Annotated in this window: 6 protein-coding genes; all 6 read right to left on the bottom strand. The window is 63.7% G+C overall.

Features of this window, described 5'->3' with window-relative positions; translation table 11 throughout:
• Nucleotides 1-113: 113 nt before the first annotated feature.
• Nucleotides 114-1,280 carry a cystathionine gamma-synthase gene (locus B348_RS0119165; RefSeq protein WP_017737693.1) on the bottom strand — a complete coding sequence of 389 codons (1,167 nt, stop codon included), beginning with the start codon at nt 1,278-1,280 and terminating at the stop codon, nt 114-116.
• Complete coding sequence (locus B348_RS0119160; protein ID WP_017737692.1) at nt 1,277-2,653, bottom strand: pyridoxal-phosphate dependent enzyme; 1,377 nt, start codon at nt 2,651-2,653, stop codon at nt 1,277-1,279. Before B348_RS0119160 ends, B348_RS0119165 begins: the two co-directional genes overlap by 4 nt.
• Before the next feature lie 109 nt (nt 2,654-2,762).
• Entirely contained in the window at nt 2,763-3,899 is a 1,137-nt protein-coding gene (locus tag B348_RS0119155; RefSeq protein ID WP_017737691.1) for a carboxylesterase, read from the bottom strand.
• A gap of 145 nt (nt 3,900-4,044) precedes the next feature.
• Nucleotides 4,045-4,893 (bottom strand): 4-hydroxy-tetrahydrodipicolinate synthase, encoded by an 849-nt coding sequence (gene dapA, locus B348_RS0119150; RefSeq protein WP_017737690.1) that lies wholly within the window; start codon nt 4,891-4,893, stop codon nt 4,045-4,047.
• Between the two features lie 281 nt (nt 4,894-5,174).
• On the bottom strand, nt 5,175-5,657 hold the full coding sequence (locus tag B348_RS0119145; RefSeq protein WP_017737689.1) for a VOC family protein: 483 nt from the start codon (nt 5,655-5,657) through the stop codon (nt 5,175-5,177).
• Between the two features lie 59 nt (nt 5,658-5,716).
• Nucleotides 5,717-6,436 (bottom strand): SDR family oxidoreductase, encoded by a 720-nt coding sequence (locus B348_RS0119140; RefSeq protein ID WP_017737688.1) that lies wholly within the window; start codon nt 6,434-6,436, stop codon nt 5,717-5,719.
• Nucleotides 6,437-6,510 lie beyond the last annotated feature (74 nt).

Below are 6,510 nucleotides of genomic sequence, written 5' to 3'. Positions count from 1 at the left end.
CCTCGGTTCAACTGAAGGACCGAGGTGCCTGCATCGCAGGCAAGCCAGCTCCCACATAAAAGCAGCTCCCACACAAACAAGCTCCCAGGCACAAACAAGCATCCAGACAAGCCTTAGATGTGGGCCAACGCTCGTGCCAGGTCCGCCCGCAAATCCTCCACATCCTCAACCCCCACCGACAATCGCACCAAACCATCGCCAATCCCCAACTGCGCCCGCGTGGTGGCGGGAATGCTGGCATGGGTCATGATCGCCGGGTGCTCGATCAGGCTTTCCACGCCGCCCAGGCTTTCGGCCAGGGCGAACAGCTTCACGTTTTCCAGGAAACGTGTGGCCCCCGCCAGGTCTGTGCGCAAATCCACTGAAATCATCCCGCCAAACCCGCGCATTTGCCGGCGGGCCAGTGCGTGTTGTGGGTGGGAAACCAGGCCGGGGTAGTAAACCCGCGATACTTGCGGCTGCTGTTCCAGCCAAGTGGCCAGGTCGAGTGCGTTGCTGCAATGGCGCTCCATGCGCAGGGCCAGGGTTTTCACACCGCGCAGGGTGAGGAAGGCATCGAACGGCCCGGCGATGGCGCCCACGGAGTTCTGCAGGAAACCCACGCGTTCCGCCAGCTCAGGGTTGTCGCCCACCACGGCGATGCCGCCGATTACATCCGAGTGGCCATTGAGGTACTTGGTGGTGGAATGCACCACCACGTCGAACCCCAGCTCCAGCGGCCGTTGAACCCAGGGGCTGGCGAAGGTGTTGTCGGCCACACAGATAATCCCCCGCGCCCGGCAGATACTCGCGATGGCGCTGAGGTCGGTGAGGCTGAGCAATGGGTTGCTGGGTGTTTCGACCCAGACCATGCGCGTGTTGTCCTGCAATGCGGCTTCGAACGCAGGCACATCACTCAAATCCACAAAGCTGAAACGGTGCCCGGCGCTGCGCTGGCGCACCTTGTCGAACAGACGGAAGGTGCCGCCATACAAGTCATTGCCGGAGACGATGTGGGAACCGGCGTCCAACAACTCCAGCACCGTGGAAATCGCGGCCAGCCCGGAGGCGAAGGCAAACGCCCGGGTGCCACCTTCCAGATCCGCCACGCAACGCTCCAGGGCAAACCGCGTGGGGTTGTGGGAGCGCCCGTAATCGAAGCCCTTGTGCACGCCGGGGCTGTCTTGCAGGTAGGTGGAGTTGGCGTAGATCGGTGGCATCAGCGCGCCGGTGGTTGGGTCGGGGCTTTGCCCGGCGTGGATCACACGGGTAGCAAACGCGCTTTTATCGGGCTGGCTCATGCAAGGGATCTCCGTAGGTGGTTGAGCAGATCGACGCGGGTGATCAGGCCATGGAAGCCGGAGGCGTCGGCAATGATTGCGACGAGGCCACGATCCAGCTCGTCCTGGAGTTCCGCGAGGCTGGCGCTGGGGTCGAGGGTTTGCAGGCTGTCGGTCATGGCGCTGGCGACGACCATGTTGAAGTCCGCAGCATCGTGGTGCAGGCCCAGCAGGATGTCGGATTCGTCGATCACGCCCACCAGTTGCTTGCCGTCCACCAGCACCGGCAGTTGGGACACGTCGGCCAGGCGCATGCGCTGGAAGGCGGTGAGCAAGGTGTCATCCGGGCTTACGCTGATTACGCGGCCGTCTTCGAAGCGGCGGGCGATCAGGTCGCGCAGGTCGCCGTAGTGCTTGTAGTGCAGCAGGCCGGCGTCGTTCATCCATTGGTCGTTGTAGACCTTCGACAGGTAGCGCGTGCCGGTGTCGCACACAAAGGTGACCACGCGCTTGGGCGCGGTCTGTTCGCGGCAGTAGCGCAAGGCGGCAGCAAACAGGGTGCCGGTGGACGAGCCACCAAGAATGCCTTCGGCCTTGAGCAGTTGGCGGGCGTGGTCGAAGCTTTCTTCATCGCTGATGGAATAGGCTTGGCGGACGCTGGACAGGTCGGCAATCGAGGGGATGAAGTCTTCGCCAATGCCTTCCACGGCCCACGACCCGGGTGTTGGCAGGGTGCCGCTGCGGCTGTATTCGGCCATCACCGAACCCACCGGATCGGCCAGCACCATCGCCAGTTCCGGTTGCACGCGCTTGAAGAAGCGGGTCAGGCCGGTGAGGGTGCCGGCCGAGCCGACGCCCACCACGATCGCGTCCAGGTCGTGCTCCGTTTGCGCCCAGATTTCCGGCGCGGTGCCGGTCTCGTGGGCCAGGGGGTTGGCGGGGTTGTTGAACTGGTCGGCAAAGAAGGAACCGGCAATGCCCTTGGCCAGGCGCGCGGCGACGTCCTGGTAATACTCGGGGTGGCCCTTGCCCACGTCTGAGCGGGTGATATGCACTTCGGCGCCCATGGCCTTGAGGTGCAGCACCTTTTCCGTGGACATCTTGTCGGGCACCACCAGCACCACGCGGTAGCCCTTGGCCCGGCCCACCAATGCAAGGCCCAGGCCGGTGTTGCCGGCGGTGGCTTCAATGATGGTGCCGCCGGGGCGCAGGCGGCCGTCGCGTTCGGCGGCGTCGATCATGGCCAGGCCGATGCGGTCCTTGATCGAGCCGCCCGGGTTCTGGGATTCAAGCTTGAGAAACAGCGTGCAGGGGCCGGTGTCGAAGCGACTGACCCGGACCAGCGGCGTGTTGCCGATCAGTTCGAGCACGGCGGGGCGGGAGAGGCTGGGCATGGTGTCACCTGTTACGGGGCGCGTAGGTCGGACAACAAAGTGCAAGGCGTGCCTTGGACCATAGGCCGGGATCGCAGCACTCGCCAGCGGCAAGGCGGTTGCCTGTCCGTTATTGGCGCATCACCTGTTCCATGACCTCGGCCTGCCACTCGAAGTAAGGGTTGAAGGTCAGCCGTGCATGCACCTTGTCCGGCTCGCGGTAGCCCCAGGCCGAATACCACACGGGCTTGCCGGCGAGGCAGTGTTGCAGGCCTTCATCCGTCTGGCCGTTCCAGCACTCCGGCTGCTGCCCCTGGCGGCCGTATTGCGGGTTGCCCGGGGCGAACAACACGCCCATATGGGAAAACTGGCTGATGCGTTCGGCCGGCAAGTGGTCACTGCGCACCAGGATGCGCGGTGATCGCTGCGGGGCTGGCAGTTCGCCGTACCAGATCATCCGCGAGGCAGGGTGGGAGAAGCGCGCGGTAAAGGCCTCCCTCACGAACTGCACGTCCACCACGGAGTCGTGGGCGGCACTGACGATCAGCACCGGGCGGTCAAACGTGGCGTCGGCCAACTTGTCGCGCACCGCTGCGCTGGTGCGATAGAACTGGGCAAAACCGTTGGTGGGGATGTTCTGGTAACGCAGTGGCGACTGCAATTGCCGTGGGCCTTCGGGGTCGCGTAGCCAGGGTTTTACGTAGGTCAGCCATGGCAGCATCCAGATAAAGCGGTTACGCGCCTTGAACGCCGGAGAAAACATCAGCAGGCCGGCGATGCCAGGGTCGTCCATGGCGTATTCCAGTACCAGGTTGGCGCCGGTAGAGAAGCCCCCCAGGTAGACCTGGTCAACGTCCTGGCGCAACAGGGCCACTTGCTGCGCCACCGTCCTGCGCCAGTCGGCGATATCGACGTCCAGCATGTCGTAGGGCTGCGTGCCATGCCCGGGCAACAGCAGCGTGCGCACCCGATAACCCCGTGACGCCAACTGAGCGCCGATATCGCTGAACGAACCCGGCGAATCCCCCAGGCCATGTACCAGCAGGACACCGTGGCCATTGGGGGTTTGCGCGACCCATTCGCGCGGCGCATTCCAGTCCAGTTCCAGCCCGTGGTCGGGGTTTTGGAAGCGCCGGTCACGCTCCAGCCTCGCCAGCGTTTGCTGGCGGTACTGTTCGAAGCTGGTAGGGCTGGGGGCGGACAGCGCCGTGGAGCGGTCGGCGCAACCCACCAGGCTGAGCAGCACCAGCAAACGCAGTAACTTCATCGCATATTCCCAAGCGGCGCAGAGTGCAGCCGACCTTACGCGCCTGTCCGGCAGCGATCCAGCCGGCAAACGCCCCAACGGCAAGGGAAAATATAACGATTGGTAACCGGCGCAGCCTATGCTGAACTGCACTGTAAGTGCCTTCCTACAACTGTTTGAGCCGGGCGATGACTGTTTCACTGGCGCGCTGCATGGGCGCCCGCAGTTCACTGTCGATCAAGCCTTCCAGGGCCAGTGCGGCTTTCACCGGCGCGGGATTGGGTTCAATAAACATGGTGTTGATCAGTGGCAGCAATTGGAAAAATGTCGCCCGCGCCTCGGCCAACTGGTTGTCCCGCACCTGCTGCCACAGCGCCACGAACCGTTCTGTCTGCACATGGGCCGACGCTGCAATCGCGCCACTGGCGCCCAGGCACAGCGCGTTGAAGATCTGCTGGTCTTCGCCGCACAACACGTCCACCTGGCCGCTGGCCAACAGCGCCAGGGTATTGCCCAGGTTGCCACCGCAATCCTTGATGGCCTGGATGCGCGGATGGCTGACGATAGTCAGCAAGGTTGCCTGCTCGAAGGTCACGCCGGTGCGGTAGGGAATGTCATAGAGGATGACCGGCACGCTGGAAGCATCGGCCACCGTGCGGAAAAACGCTTCCAGCCCGGCCTGGGACGGGCGGATGTAACTCGGTGCTGGCACCAGCAATCCGGCGACCGGGCGCTTGAGGACTTCCTCCTGGAACTGCAGCAGTTCAATCTGGTTATTGCCCGCCAGGCCCATCACCACACGCTGCGCAGGAACCTGCTGCAACACCGCATCCAGCACCGCCAGTTGTTCTGGCCGGCTCAGTGATGCCGCTTCGCCCGTGGTGGTGCACACCATGATCCCGGCCACGTGTCTTTCCAGCAGGTGACCCACCAGCCGTTGCAGGCCGCCAAAATCGATGGCGCCATCCTGGAATGGCGTGACCACGGGAACCCAGATACCTTGAAACGCTGACATGCACTTTCTCCTGATGATTGACCGATCAAGTCACCGTCAGAAGGGCAGAGGGAATTGTGCAAGGGGGGAGACCGTCGCGCTCAATGTCCTGTCAGCTCATCTGACGGGACAGCGCGCCCCGGTCACATGAGCGACTGTTTCTTCGATTTGAGGGCGTGCGCCACGCAACCTTGCGCCTTGGCAATCGAGCCAATGACGGAAAGGTTGACCAGCGACTTAGTAGACATGAATTGTCACACCCTGAATGAGGCGACCATCTTCAGGGGATGTGAGGGAATGTGTCAAGCACCGGCGACGGCGGCCTCTATGGCAGCAATGTCGATCCTGGTCATGGTCATCATCGCATCGAACGCGCGCTTGGCGGTGGCGGGGTCGGGATGGGTCACCGCAGCGGTCAAGGCCCGTGGCGTGATCTGCCACGACAGCCCCCACTGGTCCTTGCACCAGCCGCAGGCGCTCGCCTGGCCGCCGTTGTCGATGATGGCGTGCCAATAGCGGTCGGTTTCGGCCTGGTCGTCGGTGGCCACCTGGAACGAAAACGCCTCAGTGTGGGGAAACGCCGGGCCGCCGTTCAAGCCAAGGCAGGGGATGCCCATGACAATGAACTCGACGGTCAACACATCGCCTTGCCGGCCCGATGGGAAGTCACCGGGGGCGAGGTGCGTGGCAACGACGCGGCTGTCCGGGAAGGTCTTGGCGTAAAAGGTGGCGGCGTCCAGGGCGGTGCCGTTGTACCAGAGGCAGAGCGTGGTTTTGCTGGGCATGGCGGGTCTCCACGGAAAATGGCTGAGTGAAGTCTAGACAATGCCCAGCGTTCGCCGGCCTAAAAACGCTCGTCCAGGATGGCTGGCAACGTGATGTCCTTGACGAAACTCGCCGAGGACAGGCTCAACGCCATGCGCACCACCTGCACCACATCGTGCACGGGAATCGCGTGGCCCTCAGCCCGTTGCGCGGCAAGCTCGCGCGGCGTGCTCAGTGGGTCTTCGGTATTCAGGTAGCCCAGGTTCAGGCACGTCACGCCCAGTCGCTGCTGGCGATAGCCTTCACGTAAGGCGTCGGCGATACCGCGCAAGGCGAACTTGGAGGCACCAAAGGTCACTTCCGGGCGGCCACTTTGCGGCAGGCCGGAGGTCGAGCCGGTGAGGATGATCCTGGGGGTTGCGCTGTTGAGCAGCACCGGCAACAGCCGCTTGATCAGCAGCAGGGTCGAGGTGATGTTGCAGGCCACAATGGCTTCGATCTGGCTGTCGTCGTCTGTCAGGAAGTTGTACGCCGGGTCGAAGGCGAATTCTTCCCAGATGCCCAGGTTATAGATCAGCGTATCCAGCCCGTCTTCGGCGACCGCCGCGGCGATGACCTGCGCGGCTGCGGCGGGTTCGGCCAGGTTGGCCTCGACCCAGTGCACGCTGACGCCAGCCTGGTGGTCCAGGTGCTCGGGCTGGCTGCGGGACACGCCGATCAGCGTATCGCCGGGCTCGCCGAGGCCTTCGATGAGGGCTTTGCCCAGGCCTTTGCTGGCGCCGATCACTAGGGTTTTCATGGGGTGTCTCCTTGACTGGGGGGCTGCTCGTCGTGTTCAGCGGCTGATTCTGGCGCAAGGCTGCGGTGTCAGCC

The sequence above is a fragment of the Pseudomonas sp. CBZ-4 genome (genome assembly GCF_000346755.1).
In the GTDB taxonomy this organism is placed as follows: Bacteria; Pseudomonadota; Gammaproteobacteria; order Pseudomonadales; family Pseudomonadaceae; genus Aquipseudomonas.
The sequence above is the reverse complement of the archived record's forward strand: the minus strand, read 5'-3'. Positions and strand labels throughout refer to the sequence as shown.

Coding starts and splice junctions, on each gene's coding strand:
- B348_RS0119165 (WP_017737693.1), bottom strand. CDS start 1,280: ATGAGCCAGCCCGATAAAAGCGCGTTTGCTACCCGTGTGATCCACGCC.
- B348_RS0119160 (WP_017737692.1), bottom strand. CDS start 2,653: ATGCCCAGCCTCTCCCGCCCCGCCGTGCTCGAACTGATCGGCAACACG.
- B348_RS0119155 (WP_017737691.1), bottom strand. CDS start 3,899: ATGAAGTTACTGCGTTTGCTGGTGCTGCTCAGCCTGGTGGGTTGCGCC.
- dapA (WP_017737690.1), bottom strand. CDS start 4,893: ATGTCAGCGTTTCAAGGTATCTGGGTTCCCGTGGTCACGCCATTCCAG.
- B348_RS0119145 (WP_017737689.1), bottom strand. CDS start 5,657: ATGCCCAGCAAAACCACGCTCTGCCTCTGGTACAACGGCACCGCCCTG.
- B348_RS0119140 (WP_017737688.1), bottom strand. CDS start 6,436: ATGAAAACCCTAGTGATCGGCGCCAGCAAAGGCCTGGGCAAAGCCCTC.